We start from the raw sequence: 1745 nt of genomic DNA on the forward strand, positions 1-1745 counted from the left end.
AGCAGGTCCAGCGCGTTCGGGCCGAGGAGGATCCCGGCCGCGAGGTACCCGAACAGCGGGGTGAGACGGACCCGCTCGCAGGCGGCGCCGAAGGCGGTCGCCGCGGCGAGCAGGATCAGCAGGTCCAGCAGGGCCGTCCACAGGGTCATGGCGTATCCGGTGCGCTCATGTCCCCGCGGGCCCCGCCGGAGGCTCGGCGGAGAGCGCGGCCGGGCACGCGATCGAGCGCGCGGCCGATGTCAGGACCGCGGCGACGATCACGGACCCTCCCGGATCCACACCCTCGCCGAGAGCGGAGCCAGCTCGGTCCGGAGCGTGCCGGCCACGACCTCTACCGCCTGACGCGGCGCCCCCGCCGAGCTGAACGCGACGCGCCAGGTTCCGTTCTCCGCCTCGAGCTCCAGCTCCATCGGGTCTTGCGACGCGTTGAACGCGACGATCGCCCGGTCGTCGTCCAGCGATCGTTCGTAGGCCAGGGTGCGGTTCGCGTCGCTGGCCTCCAGCCAATGCACGTCCCCGTCCACGAACAGCCGCAGGTGATCCTTCCGGAGCCGGATCAGCTCCCGGTAGGTCTCGAACAGGCTGAGGTCCGGGGCCACCGGGTCCGGGTCGCGCTCCAGGTCGAAGGGGTGGGCTCGCTCCGTCTCGTACTTGAGGTCGGCCCACACCATCGGTTTCCGGGTGTCGGGGTCGTCGGCTCCCCACATGCCCACCTCGTCCCCGTACCACACGTGCGGGGCCCCGACCCAGGTGAACTGCTGGGTGAGGATCATCTCCTGGATCTCGATCGTCCGCGGGCTCGGTCGGTCGATCCGATAGTCCGGATTGTCCCGCGGCGTCACGCCGTACTTGTATCGCCCCGGGTTGTAGATCGAGGTGCCGAAGCGGGGCGCATCGTGACTCGCGGTGAGGTTCATCATCGCCCTCTGATGGGCTTCCGGGATGCCGGCTGCCACGGAGTCCAGCGCCGCCACGTATCCGGTGGCCGACAGGCGGGGCTCGGCGCCGGCGAAGAAGCGGCGGGTAGGCTCGTACCACCGGTAGTTCATCACCGCGTCGAACACGTCGCCCTGGAGCCACGGAGCCGGATCGAACATCGTCTCGGGCCACGCCTCCCACCACACCTCGCCCACCAGGTACGCCCGGGGGTTGATCTCGCGCACCACCTGCCGATACTCCCGCCAGAAGTCGAGCGGGACGATCTCGGCCACATCGAGCCGGAAGCCATCCACGCCGTCGGACGGATCGCCGTCACCGTTCGGGTCCAGCCAGCGCCGGGTGACGGCGAACACGAGCTCGCGGACGCCGGGGACCAGGGTGCCGGGCACCGCTCCCGAATGCACGCCCTCCGGCCGGCCGACCTTTCGCCACTCGGGAAGCTGGGGTACCCCGGCCCAGCCGGAGTAGGCGAACTCGCTCGTGTCCGGGGTGGCCGGATCGTCGAAGCGCTCCACCTCGTACCAGTCGGCGTACGGGGAACCCTGCTGGTTCTCCAGCACGTCCCTCCACGCCCAGAACTCGACCCCCGTGTGGTTCCACGAGTAGTCGAGGATGATCCGCATCCCGCGCCGATGGACCTCGCTCACCAGCTCCAGCATCAGGCTGTCGGCGGCCGTCCACCGCCACGTATCCGGGTCGTCGGGGTCCTCGGCCGCCATGAGGATCGCGTCGCCCCTCGGGTCCGGGCCGAAGTTGCGGTCCACGTGCCGGTAGTTGCGCGCGTCGTACTTGTGGAGCGACGGGGC

At 70.4% G+C, this 1745-nt stretch carries 1 protein-coding gene; it reads right to left on the reverse strand.

From position 1 onward, the window contains the following. Window positions 1-257: 257 nt before the first annotated feature. The coding region (locus AC36XV_RS08595) for an alpha-amylase family glycosyl hydrolase (protein ID WP_492203275.1) at window positions 258-1745 on the reverse strand (1488 nt) is incomplete at its 5' end.

This window comes from Candidatus Benthicola sp., assembly GCF_058719085.1.